The sequence below is a fragment of the Geodermatophilus sp. SYSU D00698 genome (assembly GCF_054050335.1).
In genome coordinates this window covers 35,748-48,928 of record NZ_JBJGZD010000002.1, presented here as the reverse complement: position 1 = coordinate 48,928, position 13,181 = coordinate 35,748, and the positions used below count along the sequence as shown (strand labels likewise).

12 protein-coding genes are annotated in these 13,181 nt (G+C 75.5%); 8 read left to right on the top strand and 4 right to left on the bottom strand.

Translation table 11 applies throughout. From position 1 onward, the window contains the following. Position 1: 1 nt before the first annotated feature. Positions 2-1,465 (bottom strand): sigma 54-interacting transcriptional regulator, encoded by a 1,464-nt coding sequence (locus ACI8AB_RS01955; RefSeq protein WP_456948744.1) that lies wholly within the window; start codon positions 1,463-1,465, stop codon positions 2-4. An 85-nt stretch (positions 1,466-1,550) separates the two neighbouring features. Between ACI8AB_RS01955 and ilvA the strand changes: the two genes are divergently transcribed. From ilvA to ACI8AB_RS01935, 4 genes are all read left to right on the top strand, one after another. Next, positions 1,551-2,765 carry a threonine ammonia-lyase gene (gene ilvA / locus ACI8AB_RS01950; protein ID WP_456948743.1) on the top strand — a complete coding sequence of 405 codons (1,215 nt, stop codon included), beginning with the start codon at positions 1,551-1,553 and terminating at the stop codon, positions 2,763-2,765. A gap of 147 nt (positions 2,766-2,912) precedes the next feature. Continuing rightward, the gene (locus ACI8AB_RS01945) at positions 2,913-3,917 is read left to right on the top strand and encodes an ATP-binding cassette domain-containing protein (protein ID WP_456948742.1); all 1,005 of its coding nucleotides are present in this window, start codon (positions 2,913-2,915) and stop codon (positions 3,915-3,917) included. Beyond that, a complete protein-coding gene (locus ACI8AB_RS01940) occupies positions 3,914-4,723 on the top strand; it encodes an ABC transporter permease (protein ID WP_387987883.1) in 810 nt (269 codons plus the stop codon). Before ACI8AB_RS01945 ends, ACI8AB_RS01940 begins: the two co-directional genes overlap by 4 nt. 225 nt (positions 4,724-4,948) lie before the next feature. After that, on the top strand, positions 4,949-7,012 hold the full coding sequence (locus tag ACI8AB_RS01935) for a M3 family metallopeptidase (RefSeq protein WP_456948741.1): 2,064 nt from the start codon (positions 4,949-4,951) through the stop codon (positions 7,010-7,012). 25 nt (positions 7,013-7,037) lie between these two features. Here the strand turns inward: ACI8AB_RS01935 and ACI8AB_RS01930 are convergent, their stop codons facing one another. Beyond that, entirely contained in the window at positions 7,038-7,358 is a 321-nt protein-coding gene (locus ACI8AB_RS01930; protein ID WP_456948740.1) for an RNHCP domain-containing protein, read from the bottom strand. A 14-nt stretch (positions 7,359-7,372) separates the two neighbouring features. Beyond that, complete coding sequence (gene greA, locus ACI8AB_RS01925; RefSeq protein WP_110907602.1) at positions 7,373-7,873, bottom strand: transcription elongation factor GreA; 501 nt, start codon at positions 7,871-7,873, stop codon at positions 7,373-7,375. A gap of 219 nt (positions 7,874-8,092) precedes the next feature. Between greA and mca the strand changes: the two genes are divergently transcribed. Together mca and ACI8AB_RS01915 are read left to right on the top strand one after the other, a co-directional pair. Next, positions 8,093-8,980: a mycothiol conjugate amidase Mca gene (gene mca / locus ACI8AB_RS01920; RefSeq protein ID WP_387987880.1), complete on the top strand. Its 888-nt coding sequence runs from the start codon at positions 8,093-8,095 to the stop codon at positions 8,978-8,980. Further along, positions 8,977-9,339, top strand: a complete 363-nt coding sequence (locus ACI8AB_RS01915; RefSeq protein WP_387987879.1) for a hypothetical protein — start codon at positions 8,977-8,979, stop codon at positions 9,337-9,339. Before mca ends, ACI8AB_RS01915 begins: the two co-directional genes overlap by 4 nt. Before the next feature lie 49 nt (positions 9,340-9,388). Here ACI8AB_RS01915 and ACI8AB_RS01910 read toward each other — a convergent pair whose 3' ends face one another. After that, entirely contained in the window at positions 9,389-9,943 is a 555-nt protein-coding gene (locus tag ACI8AB_RS01910; protein WP_387987878.1) for an AMIN-like domain-containing (lipo)protein, read from the bottom strand. 204 nt (positions 9,944-10,147) lie between these two features. Here ACI8AB_RS01910 and ACI8AB_RS01905 point away from each other — a divergent pair, with 204 nt between their 5' ends. Next, on the top strand, positions 10,148-12,145 hold the full coding sequence (locus tag ACI8AB_RS01905; protein WP_456948739.1) for a thioredoxin domain-containing protein: 1,998 nt from the start codon (positions 10,148-10,150) through the stop codon (positions 12,143-12,145). A 57-nt stretch (positions 12,146-12,202) separates the two neighbouring features. Then, complete coding sequence (locus ACI8AB_RS01900; protein ID WP_387987876.1) at positions 12,203-12,805, top strand: hypothetical protein; 603 nt, start codon at positions 12,203-12,205, stop codon at positions 12,803-12,805. Positions 12,806-13,181 lie beyond the last annotated feature (376 nt).

The following is a 13,181-nucleotide window of genomic DNA, read 5'->3' as shown; positions in this document are numbered from 1 at the left end:
GTCAGGCCCCGTACACCGTGCGGGTGCCGTCGGTGTCCTTGGCCAGCCGGCGGGTGAGGTAGAGCCCCTCGAGGGCGAACTCGACCGCGGCGGCCGCCTGCTCGGCGGACTCCTCGCCCTCCGGCACGCCGAGGCGGCCCAGCAGCTCGGCCAGCCGCGGGATGGTGCCCAGCTGGCCCAGCAGCGCCGCGCCCGGCACCAGCTCGCCGGACTCGACGGTCTCGCCGCCGGTGAAGTGCTCCTGCAGGCCGGTCAGGTCCAGCCCGCCGCACCGGGCCCGGAAGGTCTGCGCGGTCGCCTGCCGCAGCAGGTGCTCCAGCACCTCCACCTCCCGGTCGTCGTCGGGGTCGCTGCCGGCGTCGGCGAACTCGACCTTGCCGCGGCTGGCCGGGACGACCCCCGGCAGGTCGACCACCCGGGCCACCGGCCGCGTCTCCCCGGCGATCGCGGCCCGGCGGACGGCGGAGGCGGCGACCGTCTCCAGCCCGGCGATCGCGAACCGGGCGCTGACGCCGGAGCGCTGGTCGACGTGGCTGGACTCGCGGACCAGCCGGGTGAACCGGGCGACGATCTCGACCAGGTGCTGGGGGACGACGGGGGCGTCGAACGCGTCGTGCCCGCTGGGGGCGCCGAGGCCGCTGGTCCGTGCCTCCTGGTCCAGCAGGCGGATCTCGTCGCCGAGCTCGAGCGGGTAGTGGGTGCGCACCTCGGCGCCGAAGCGGTCCTTGAGCGGGGTGATGATCCGCCCGCGGTTGGTGTAGTCCTCCGGGTTGGCGCTGGCCACGAGCAGCAGGTCCAGCGGCAGCCGCACGCGGTAGCCGCGGATCTGGATGTCCCGCTCCTCGAGCACGTTGAGCAGCGCGACCTGGATCCGCTCGGCGAGGTCGGGCAGCTCGTTGACGCTGAAGATGCCGCGGTTGGTGCGCGGGACCAGGCCGTAGTGGACCGTCTCGGGGTCGCCCAGCGTGCGGCCCTCGGCCACCTTGATCGGGTCGACGTCGCCGATGAGGTCGCCCACGCTGGTGTCGGGGGTGGCCAGCTTCTCGCCGAAGCGCTCGCTGCGGTGCAGCCAGCCGACCGGGGTGTCGTCGCCGTGCTCGGCGATCTGACGGTGCGCCCACACGCTGATCGGCTGCAGCGGGTGCTCGTTGAGCTCGCTGCCGGCGAGGACCGGCGTCCACTCGTCGAGCAGGCCGACGAGGGTGCGGATGAGGCGGGTCTTGCCCTGGCCGCGCTCGCCCAGCAGGACGAGGTCGTGGCCGGCGATGAGCGCCCGCTCGACCTCGGGGACGACGGTGTCCTCGAAGCCGACGATGCCCGGGAGGGTGGGCTCCCCGGCGCCCAGGCGGGCGAGCAGGTTGGCGCGGATCTCGGCCTTGACCGGCCGGGCGACGGCTCCGCTGGCACGGAGCTCGCCGAGGGTCGTGGGTGCGGGTGGGGTCTGCGCTGGGGCGACGTCCGTCACCTCAGCCACGGTACGACGACCAGGCACGATGCGGGAGCCGCTGCGTCGGCCCGGTCGGGATCGCGCTCCCTGCGAGGATCGGGGCATGGGAGCCGAGCTGGTCACCGGAGCCGACGTCGTCGCCGCCGCCGGGCTGCTCGACGGGGTCGCCCGGCGCACGCCGCTGGAGCACTCGCGGGCGCTGGCCGAGCGGGTCGGCGGTCCGGTGCACCTCAAGTGCGAGAACCTGCAGCACACCGGCTCGTTCAAGTTCCGCGGCGCCTACGTGCGGCTGTCCCGGCTGACCGCGGAGGAGCGGGCCCGCGGGGTCGTCGCGGCCAGCGCCGGCAACCACGCGCAGGGGGTGGCGCTGGCCGCCCGGATGCTCGGTGTCCGCGCCACGGTGTTCATGCCCGAGTCCGCGCCGCTGCCGAAGGTCGCCGCCACCCGCGGCTACGGCGCCGACGCGCGCCTGGTCGGGGTCGACCTGACCGCGGCGCTGGCGGCCGCCGTCGAGCACGCCGGGGCGACCGGGGCGGTGTTCATCCACCCCTTCGACCACCCCGACGTCATCGCCGGGCAGGGGACGGTCGGGCTGGAGCTGCTCGAGCAGTGCCCCGACGTCGCCACCGTCGTCGTCTGCACCGGCGGCGGCGGGCTGGTGTCCGGGGTGGCCGCCGCGGTGCGGGCACGGCGGCCCGAGGTGCGGGTCGTGGCGGTGCAGGCGGCCGGGGCCGCCGCCTTCCCCGGGTCGTTGGCCGCCGGGCGGCCGGTGGCGCTGACCGGGGTGTCCACGATGGCCGACGGGATCGCCGTCGGCGCGCCCAGCGACCTCACCCTCGCGCACGTCCGCGACCTGGTCGACGACGTGCGCACGGTGGGGGAGGAGGACCTCTCCCGCGCGCTGCTGTTCTGCCTGGAGCGGGCCAAGCTCGTCGTCGAGCCGGCCGGGGTGGCCGCGGTCGCGGCCGTGATGGCCGAGCCGGAGGTGTTCCGGCCGCCGGTGGTCGCCGTGGTGTCCGGCGGCAACGTCGACCCGGTGCTGATGATGAAGGTGGTCCAGCACGGCATGGCCGCCGCCGGCCGGTACCTGCGGCTGCGCCTGGCCGTCCCCGACCGGCCGGGGTCGCTGGCCGCGGTGCTCGCCGTCCTCGCCGAGGCCGGCGCGAACGTCCTCGAGGTCGAGCACGAGCGGACGGCGACCCGCCTGGACCTCGGGCAGGTCGAGGTGTTCGTCGTCCTCGAGACGCGCGGCCCCGACCACGCGCGGACCGTCGCCGGCGCGCTCGAGCAGGCCGGTTTCGCCGTCTCGGAGGCCTAGCGCTCACTTCTCCCGCGTCCGTCGGTCTGCCCTCCGGGACCGTCGGACAGGGAGAGGTGTCGTGGGAGAGAACAGCAGGCGTCGGGTCGTTCGCGGGTCGCGAAAAGGACTCGGGAAGTGTCGGTGCTCACACCTAGTTTCCCTGTCATGAACGACGCGATCCTCGTCGAGGGACTGCAGAAGCGCTTCGGGTCGAACACGGCGCTGGCGGGGGTGGACCTCGCCGTTCCCGAGGGCACGGTGCTCGGCCTGCTCGGGCCCAACGGCGCGGGCAAGACGACCGTCGTCCGCATCCTGACCACGCTGCTGCAGCCCGACGGCGGGCGCGCGCAGGTGGCCGGCGTCGACGTCGTCCGGGAGCCGGACCGGGTGCGCTCGGTCATCGGGCTGACCGGGCAGTACGCCGCGGTCGACGAGTACCTGACCGGCTTCGAGAACCTGGAGATGGTGGGCCGGCTGTACCGGCTGGGGAAGCGGGAGTCGCGGGCCCGGGCGGGGGAGCTGCTCGAGCGGTTCGACCTCACCGACGCCGCGAACCGGCCGGCGAAGACCTACTCCGGCGGCATGCGCCGACGGCTGGACATCGCCGCCTCGCTCATCGCCCGGCCGCGGGTGCTCTTCCTCGACGAGCCCACCACCGGGCTCGACCCGCGCAGCCGACTGGCGATGTGGGAGTTCATCGCCGACCTCGCCGACGGCGGGACGACGATCCTGCTCACCACCCAGTACCTGGAGGAGGCCGACCGGCTGGCCGACGGGATGGTGGTCATCGACCGCGGCCGGGCGATCGCGCGCGGCACGGCCGACGAGCTCAAGGCGCAGGTCGGCGGGCAGCGGCTGGAGTTCGCGGTCACCGACGCCGGCGCCCTGCCGGAGATGGTCGCGCGGCTGCGGCCGCTGGCGGTGGACGAGCCGCACGTCGACGAGCAGGCGCGCCGGCTGAGCATCCCGGTCAGCGGCGGCGCGGAGGTCCTGGCCGACGCGCTGCGCCGGCTCGACGGCCACACCGCCGACATCTTCGACGTCGGGCTGCGCCGCCCCGACCTCGACGACGTGTTCCTGGCGCTGACCGGCCACGCCGCCGAGGGCGGGGACGAAGGCGCCACCGACGAGACCCCGGCCGAGCCGGTCCCCACGGGAGGCGTGCGATGACCTCGCTGGCCGCGACGCTGTCCGACAGCGTCGTCATCACCAAGCGCAACCTGATCAAGGTCAAGCGGGTGCCCGACCTGATCGTGTTCGCGACGCTGTCGCCGATCATGTTCGTGGTGCTGTTCCGCTACGTGTTCGGCGGCGCCATCGGCGGGCTGCCGCCGGGCATCAGCTACGCGGAGTTCCTGCTGCCGGGCATCTTCGCGCAGACCGTCGTCTTCGGGTCGACCGTCACCGGCGCGAGCATCGCGGAGGACCTGCAGAAGGGGCTGATCGACCGGTTCCGGTCGCTGCCGATGTCCCGGTCGGCGGTGCTGGTCGGGCGCACGATCGCCGACTCCGGGCTCAACGTCATCTCGATCACGGTGATGGCGCTGACCGGCCTGGTGGTCGGGTGGCGGATCAACTCCTCGATCGGCGAGGCGGTGGGCGGGTTCCTCGTGCTGCTCGTCTTCGCCTACGCGATCTCGTGGCTGATGGCGGTGGTGGGGCTGCTGGTCCGCACGCCGGAGGTGGTGAACAACGCCAGCTTCATCGTGATCTTCCCGCTGACGTTCATCGCCAACACCTTCGTGCCGCTGGAGACCTTCCCGGCGGTGCTGCGCACCTTCGCCGAGTGGAACCCCGTCTCCTCGGTGACGCTGGCCGCGCGGGAGCTGTTCGGCAACGTGCCCGCCGGCTACCCGGTGCCCGACGCGTGGCCGCTGCAGAACCCGGTGCTGTACACGCTGATCTGGACGGCGGTCATCCTCGCGGTGTTCGTGCCGCTGTCGGTCCGCCTCTACCAGCGCACCGCCAGCCGCTGACCCGCGCGCTCGTCCCGGCGGCGGAGCCGCCGTCGCCGGGACGAGCGGGGGCCGGAGGCCTCCGCGAGGAGCGGCGGGTCCGGCTCAGCGGCAGCCGGGACGGCACGTGGTCGTGGTGCGGTCCGGGAGGACCGCGGTGTCTTGGCTGGACACGGGTGGCCCGGGACCTCGCCGGTTCCGGGCCACCCGTGTCCGACGCTCCGGGGCGGCGCAGGATGGACGGCGATGAGCGCCGAGTCCGCCCCCGCCGTGTCCGCTGACAACCCGCTGCTCGCCGAGTCGCCGCTGCCGTACGGGCTGCCGCCGTTCGCCGACATCACCCTCGAGCACTGCCGCGAGGCGGTCCTGGCCGGGATGGCCGAGCAGCGCGCCGAGATCGCCGCGATCACCGGCTCGGCCGAGCCGCCGACCTTCCCGAACACGATCGAGGCCCTCGAGCGCTCCGGCGCGCTGCTGCGCCGGGCCGAGGCGGTGTTCGGCAACCTGTCCTCGTCGCTGTCCTCGCCGCGGCTGCGGGAGATCGAGCGCGAGCTCGCGCCGCTGGAGGCCGCGCACGCCGACGCGCTGCGCCTGGACCCCGCGCTGTTCGCCCGCGTCGACGCCGTCCACGCCGCCCGGCACTCCGCGGGCCTGGCCCCCGAGGCGGTTCGGCTGGTGGAGCGGCACCACCTCGACCGGGTGCTGGCCGGCGCCCGGCTCGACGAGGCCGGCCGCGCCCGGCTGTCGGGGCTGAACCGGGAGCTGTCGGAGCTGTCCACGCAGTTCGGGCAGAACCTGCAGCTGGCCACCGAGGCCGCCGCCGTCCGGGTCGCGGATGCCGCCGAGCTCGACGGGCTGTCCGAGGAGGAGGTCGCCGCCGCGGCCCGCGCCGCCGCCGACCGCGGCCTGGACGGGTACGTGCTGCCGCTGCTGCTGCCCACCGGCCAGCCGGTGCTGGCCAAGCTGCGGGACCGGGAGCTGCGCCGCCGCGTGTTCGAGGCGTCGGTGACCCGCGCGTCGTCCGGAGAGCACGACAACGGGCCGGTGGCCGTCCGGATCGCCCGGGTGCGGGCCGAGCGCGCCCGGCTGCTCGGCTTCGCCACCCACGCCGACCTGGTCCTCGCCGACCAGACCGCCGGCAGCACCGCCGCCGTCGACGCGATGCTCACACCGATGGTCGGCCCGTCGACGGCGAACGCGCGGGCGGAGGCCGCGGTGCTGGCCGAGGCCGCTGCCCGCGACGGCGTCGCGGAGCTCGCGCCCTGGGACTGGGCCTTCTACAGCGAGCGGGTGCGCGCGGAGCGGTACTCGGTCGACACCGCCGCGCTGCGGTCGTGGTTCGAGCTGGACCGGGTGCTCGTCGACGGCGTCTTCCACGCCGCGGAGCTGCTCTACGGCTTCCGGTTCACCCCCCGCCCGGACCTCGCCGGCTACCACCCCGACGTCCGCGTGTGGGAGGTCAGCGGTCCCGACGGCGAGGCGGTCGGCCTCTACCTCGGCGACTTCACCGCGCGCGAGGGCAAGCGCGGCGGCGCGTGGATGAGCTCGTTCGTCCCCCAGTCGCGGCTGCTGGGCACCCGGCCGGTCGTCGTCAACAACCTCAACGTGGCCCGCGCGCCCGAGGGGCGGCCGACGCTGCTGACCCTCGACGAGGTCGACACGCTGTTCCACGAGTTCGGCCACGCGCTGCACGGGCTGAGCTCCGCGGTGACCTACCCGCGCTTCGCCGGGACCGCGGTGCCGCGGGACTTCGTCGAGTTCCCGAGCCAGGTCAACGAGGTGTGGGCGCTGTGGCCGGAGGTGCTCGCGCACTACGCGCGGCACGTCGAGACGGGGGAGCCGCTGCCGTCGTCCGCCGTCGAGGCGCTCGACGCCGCCCGGCTGTGGGGCGAGGGGTTCGCGACGCTGGAGTACCTCGCCGCGACGCTGCTGGACCAGGCCTGGCACCGGATCACCCCGGAGACCGAGATCGGCGACCCGGCGGAGTTCGAGCGGCGGGCGCTCGAGGCGGCCGGCGTCGCCTCCGACCTGGTGCCCCCGCGCTACCGGACGACGTACTTCCAGCACGTCTTCGCCGGCGGCTACGCGGCGGGCTACTACTCCTACATCTGGTCGGAGGTGCTCGACGCCGACACCGTCGAGTGGTTCCGGGAGAACGGGGGCCTGCGGCGGGAGAACGGCGACGTCTTCCGCGAGCGGCTGCTGTCCCGCGGCGGGTCGGTGGACCCGCTGGAGGCCTTCCGCGCCGTCCGCGGACGCGACGCCGACCCGGCACCCCTGCTCCGCCGCCGCGGGCTGGCGCCCGCCTGAGCGCGTCCGCTCCGGGAGCGGCGGCCTACAACCAGGGGAGCGAGAGGACCAGGTCCAGGTCGTCGGGGGCGTCGCCGTCGCGGACGAGCCGGTTGGGCTGGCGGTGACCGCACGCCGTGCAGCGGTGCACCACCTGCCAGCCCTTGCCGGACTTCTCCACCAGACCGATCGGCTCCATCGGCTGCCGGCAGTCGCTGGCGCGGTCGCCGGGCAGGTCGTCGACGTGCAGCGACCACAGGCACACCGGGCAGTGGTTGCGGTAGTGCCCGTCGGTGTTCGCGGGGACGTCGGCGGCGCAGTGCACGCAGACGAAGCCGGTGTTCTCCGCCCGCCGGGAGCGGGCCACGACGCGGGGCCGGGTCAGGGGACGAACGGCTCGACGGCGACGACCTCGACGGTGATGTCGCGGCCGTTGGGCGCCTGGTAGGTGACCGAGGTGCCCGGCTTTGCGCCGAGGATCGCCGAGCCCATCGCCGACTCCGGCGAGTAGACGGCGAGGTCCGTGGTGCCCGCGATCTCGCGGGAGCCGAGCAGGAACTTCTCGGTCTCGTCGTCGCCCTGGAAGCGGATGGTGATGACGGTGCCGAGCTCGGCGGTGGTGGCCGTCGTCGGCGGCTCGCCCACGCGCGCCTTGCGGAGCAGGTCGGTCAGCTGCCGGATCCGGCCCTCCTGCTTGCCCTGCTCCTCCTTGGCGGCGTGGTAGCCACCGTTCTCCTTGAGGTCGCCCTCCTCGCGGCGGGCGTTGATCTCGGCGGCCATGGCAGGCCGGCCGGCCACCAACTGGTCGAGCTCGGCCTTCAGCCGGTCGTGGGCCTCCTGGGTCAGCCAGATGCCCTGCTCGTTCTCAGTGGGGGTGGTCACGCGGGGTACTCCTGCACAGCTCGGGAGCCGCGTCCCGGTCGGGAGGCGACGACGTCGATCCGGCCAAGCTAACACCGGCCGGGCGGCCCGTGCAGGGACGCGATCCGCTCCCTGCCGGGGAGCGGACGGTACCGGAGCATCCCGTGACAGGCACCACATCCAGCCCTCCGGGGGACCCGTCGGCGGCGTTCCGTCGGCGCGTCGGGGGACACTGGGGAGGTGACCGACGCCGACCAGTTGCGCCTGCTCGCCGTGCACGCCCACCCCGACGACGAGTCGAGCAAGGGCGCGGCGACGATGGCGAAGTACGTCGCCGAGGGCGTCGAGGTGATGGTGGCGACCTGCACCGGCGGAGAGCGCGGCTCGGTGCTGAACCCCTCGCTGGACCGCCCGGAGATCTGGGAGCGCCTGCCGCAGCTGCGCGTCGAGGAGATGGCCCGGGCCCGGGAGATCCTCGGCGTCCAGCAGGAGTTCCTCGGGTTCGTCGACTCCGGCCTGCCCGAGGGCGACCCGCTGCCGCCGCTGCCCGAGGGCTGCTTCGCGCTGGTCCCCACCGAGGAGGCGGCCGCGCCGCTGGTGGCGCTGATCCGCCGGTTCCGCCCGCAGGTCGTGCTCACCTACGACGAGCGCGGCGGCTACCCGCACCCCGACCACATCAAGACCCACGAGGTCTCGGTGCACGCCTTCGAGGCGGCCGGTGACCCGGAGCGCTACCCCGAGCTGGGCGAGCCCTGGCAGCCGAGCAAGCTCTACTACCACATGGGCTTCACGCTGACCCGGACGCGGGCGCTGCACGAGGCGATGCTCGAGACCGGCGCCGAGTCGCCCTACGCCGAGTGGCTGGCGAACTGGGACCCGGAGCGCGACATGAGCCACCGCGTCACCACCCGCGTCCCGTGCGCCGAGTACTTCCCGGTGCGGGACGCCGCGCTGATCGCGCACGCCACCCAGATCGACCCGAACGGCCGCTGGTTCGCCTGCCCGATGGACCTGCAGCAGCGGGTGTGGCCGACCGAGGACTACGAGCTGGCCCGCTCGCTGGTGGACTCGACGCTGCCGGAGGACGACCTGTTCGCCGGCATCCGCAGCGAGGTGCCGGTCCCGTGACCACCGGACTGGTGAGCGGCGCGCTGGCCGGGGCGGTCCTGGCCGCCGAGGAGCAGCTGCCCGAGGACGTCGGCAAGTCCGGCCCGTTCGGGCTGTTCCTCACCCTGGTCCTGCTGCTCGCCGTGTTCCTGCTGGTCCGGTCGATGAACCGGCACCTCAAGCGGATCCCGCGCAGCTTCGAGCCGGAGGACGACCACCCGCAGGTCGTCGTCCCCGACACCCCGGCCGAGCTGGTCGACCCGCCGCGCCGGCCCGGTCAGGACCTGCTCGACGACCTGCGCCGCGCGCCCCGCGCCATCGAGGGGCCGAAGCGGAGCGCCCCCGGGCGCGACGACCGGACGGACCCGCCGGCGCGCTGACGCCGGCGGGCCGACCGGGCCGGGTGCGGTCCCGGCCCGGTCGCGGTGCTCACCAGGTGTGCGCGACGTCGACGACGAGGCGCGAGCCGTCGCCGGGACCGTCGAGGACCAGCACGCGGAACGGCAGGCGGGCGCGGACGCCGAGCCCGACGGTGCTGCTGCCCTCGAACGAGCCGGCGTAGGCGACCTGCCGGAAGGTGCGGTAGCCGCCGACGGCGACGGCCTCGGCGTCGGTGCGCGGGTCGTAGGTCGCCGCCCCGGCGTCGGTGTGCCCGGGGGTGTGCACGACGACCTGCAGGTCGGCCGCGCCGCGCAGGGGCACGGGCCGGCCCGAGCCGTCCTGCACGACCTGGGGCACGTACCGGACGTCGTAGCCCACGTCGGCGGCGTCGATCCCGTCGAGGTCCAGGACCAGCCGGTCGTAGCAGTCGTGGCGGCCGGCGCGGACGTCGTCGAGGGTGCCGCCGCCGCCGTCGGAGACGGTCTCCGGCTGGGAGCCCCACGCCGTGCTGCACGAGGCGGCGGAGGCGGAGGGCAGGGCGAGGCCGAGAGCGGCCGTGGCGGCGGCCAGGACGACGGCGGTGCGGGTGCGGGTGGTGCTCATGGTGGGCTCCCGGGGTCAGGGGGATGCGGACGTGGGGAGGATGCGCCCACGGCCGCGCAGACGCCATGGCTCTGATCGCCCACGGACGTCGACCCAGGACGCGCCTCTCTGTGGATAAGTGACAGGAAACGGCGTCCCGGGCGCGACACGACATGGCACATCGCCTTCCCGTTGCCGCGGGGTGACGATGGGTATCCCCGGACCGTGCCGAACCGCCTCGCCGCCGCGACCAGCCCCTACCTGCTGCAGCACGCGGACAACCCGGTCGACTGGCGCGAGTGGGGCGAGGAGGCCTTCGCCGAGGCGCGCGAGCGGGACGTCCCGGTGCTGGTGAGCGTCGGGTACGCCGCCTGCCACTGGTGCCACGTGATGGCGCACGAGTCGTTCGAGGACGAGGCGACCGCGGCGCAGATGAACGCCGGGTTCGTGTGCGTCAAGGTCGACCGGGAGGAGCGGCCCGACGTCGACAGCGTCTACATGACCGCCACCCAGGCGCTCACCGGCTCCGGCGGCTGGCCGATGACGGTCTTCACCACCCCCGACGGGCGGCCGTTCTACTGCGGCACCTACTACCCGCCGCGCCCCGCCGGCGGCGTGCCCGCGTTCCGGCAGGTGCTCACCGCCGTCTCCGAGGCCTGGACGCAGCGCCGCGACCAGCTCGAGCAGGCCGGCACCCGGATCGCCGAGGGCATCTCCCGCCGCCTGGACCTCGGGCCGCCCACGCCGCTGTCGGCCGCCGACCTCGACGGCGCCGCGGCCGCGGTCGCCGCCGACCACGACGACCGGCACGGCGGGTTCGGCGGCGCCCCGAAGTTCCCGCCGTCGATGCTGCTGGAGTTCCTGCTGCGGCACGCCGCCCGCAGCGGGGACGCGCGGTCGCTGGAGGTGGCGCGCCGCACGCTGGAGGCGATGGCCCGCGGCGGCATCCACGACCAGCTGGCCGGCGGCTTCGCCCGCTACTCGGTCGACGAGCGCTGGGTGGTGCCGCACTTCGAGAAGATGCTCTACGACAACGCCCTGCTCCTGCGGGTCTACCTGCACCTGTGGCGGGCCACCGGCGAGGAGTGGGCGCGGCGCGTGGCCGACGCGACCGCCGCCTTCCTCGTCCGCGACCTCGGCACGCCCGAGGGCGGCTTCGCCAGCGCGCTGGACGCCGACACCGACGGCGTCGAGGGCCTGACGTACGTGTGGACGCCGGCCCAGCTCACCGAGGTGCTCGGCGACGACGACGGCCGCTGGGCCGCGGAGCTGTTCGCGGTGACCGGGCGCGGCACGTTCGAGCACGGCACCTCCACGCTGCAGCTGCCTCGTGATCCCGACGACCCCGCCCGCTTCGCCTCCGTGCGCGAGCGGCTGCTGGCCGCCCGCGCCCGGCGCCCGCAGCCCGCCCGCGACGACAAGGTGGTCACCGCCTGGAACGGGCTGGCCGTCGCCGCGCTGGCCGAGCACGGCGTCCTCACCGGCACCCCCGCGTCGGTGGACGCCGCCCGCCGCGCAGCGGAGCTCCTCGCGGACGTCCACCGGGTGGGCGGGCGGCTGCGGCGGGCCTCGCGGGACGGCGTCGCCGGGGCGCCGGCCGGGGTGCTCGAGGACCACGGCGACCTCGCCGAGGGGTTGCTCGCGCTGCACCAGGCGACCGGGGAGGGCCGGTGGCTGGACTGGGCCGGTGACCTGCTCGACGTCGTCGCGGAGCAGTTCCACGACGCCGACGGGTGGCACGACACCGCCGCCGACGCCGAGGCGCTGGTGCACCGCCCGTTCGACCCTGCCGACGGGCCGACCCCGGCCGGGGTCGCCGCGGCCGCCGGTGCGTTCGTCACCTACGCGGCGCTGGCCGGGTCGCCGCGGCACCGCGAGCTCGGCGAGGCCGCGACCGGGCAGCTCGGCGTGCTGGTGCGCCGGGCGCCGCGGGCGGCGGGCTGGGCCGCGGCGGTGGGGGAGGCGCTGCTGGCCGGGCCGCTCGAGGTCGCCGTCAGCGGCCCGGCCGGGCCCGAGCGGGACGCGCTCGCCGCGGCCGCGCGGGGCTCGGCCAGCCCGGGCGCCGTCGTCGTGGTGGGGGAGCCGGACACCCCCGGGGTGCCGCTGCTGGCCGGCCGGCCGCCCGTCGGCGGGCGCCCCGCCGCCTACGTGTGCCGGGGCTTCGTCTGCTCCGCGCCGGTCACGGACGTGTCCGCTCTCGGCGCAGCGATGGCCCCTTCCTGACCCCGCCCGACGGTCTTACCGTGTAATCACGTAAGCACCTCACTGGAGGAGGCCGTCGTGCACGGACACCACCACCGCTTCGCCGACTCACCCTTCGCCCGCATGGGCGCCCCCGGCTGGCGCCGCCGCGGCCCGGGCGGCCGCGGGGGCGACACCCCGCCGGTCGACCGCGCCGAGGTCGCGGGCTGGTTCGCCGGGCGGCTGCCCGACGGCTGGTTCACCGGGCCGGCCGAGATCACCGTCGACCGGGACGAGATCACCGTCGTCGGCCCGCTCGCCGAGCCCGACGCCGGCGAGGGCGACCCCACCGCCGCCCGCGCCGGCCGCATCGCCCGCTTCCGCGAGGACACCCGCGGCCAGCGGATGGCCATCGCCGACGCCGCCCAGGAGCGCTACGGCCGCTCCGTGGCCTGGGGCGCCTCGTGCGGCGACGTCCGCGAGGTGTTCACCAACGCCTCGGTGCCGGTGATGACCCGGCTGCGCCAGCCCGAGCGGCTGGTGCTCGACACGCTCGTCGACGCCGGCGTCGCCCGCTCCCGCTCGGAGGCGCTGGTCTGGGCCGTGCGCCTGGTCGGGCAGCACGCCGACGCCTGGCTGACCGAGCTGCGCGACGCCATGGCCTCGGTGGAGGAGGTCCGGGCGCGCGGCCCGGAGCTGTGAGCCCTGCCGGGCTGGTGGAGTGAGCCCGCGGGAGCTGCTGCGCACGGCGTAGGAGGACCTCACCCGGGTGATGCTCACGCTCACCCGTGCCGAGGGGTGGGCGACGACCGGCTGCACCGGCTGGGCGGTGGTCGACCTGACCCGCCACCTGCTGCAGGACGCCCGCCGGGCGCTGGTCGCGCCGGCGACCCGGCGGGCGGGCCCGCCGGGGTCGACCGCGGTGGACCACTGGCGCTCGTGGCGCCCGCCGGCGCCCGACGACGAGGACGGCCCGTGGGCCACCCGCGCGGCGGCCGGCCTGCACGGCGGCTCCGCGGCGGTGCAGCGCGGCCACGCCGAGGCCGCCGCGGCGGTGCTCGTGACCGCCGGCCGGGGG